The organism is Paraburkholderia sp. JHI2823 (assembly GCF_038900695.1).
In the GTDB taxonomy this organism is placed as follows: Bacteria; Pseudomonadota; Gammaproteobacteria; order Burkholderiales; family Burkholderiaceae; genus Paraburkholderia; species Paraburkholderia mimosarum.
This window is the reverse complement of record NZ_JAYMRY010000407.1, coordinates 1-255: the sequence shown is the minus strand read 5'-3', so window position 1 is coordinate 255 and position 255 is coordinate 1. Positions and strand designations below refer to the sequence as shown.

At 63.1% G+C, this 255-nt stretch carries 1 protein-coding gene; it reads right to left on the bottom strand.

Annotation, left to right across the window (positions count from 1 at the left end; translation table 11 throughout):
- On the bottom strand, positions 1-196 hold a 196-nt coding region (locus VSR34_RS39185; RefSeq protein WP_342965322.1), incomplete at its 3' end, for an ATP-binding protein.
- Positions 197-255: the final 59 nt, after the last annotated feature.

Below are 255 nucleotides of genomic sequence, written 5' to 3'. Positions count from 1 at the left end.
TGAGTTTCGCAGACTTGAGCAATCGCTCGAGCCGGCGGGTATCGCGCCAGGCGATCTCTCGATCCACGACCATGCCGAAGCGGTCCTCGAACGACAGGCTCGTGCTGGCCGTCAGCGCGGCCTGTTCTTCGAACGCGCGAGCCATGCCGTCCAGCTTCAGGGCCTTGAGCTGGGAGAGGGTTTGCTGCATCAACATCGTGACCTCCTTGGGTCAGTGGTAATACTTGGGCCCGCGCACGTTCTCGTGCAGGGGCG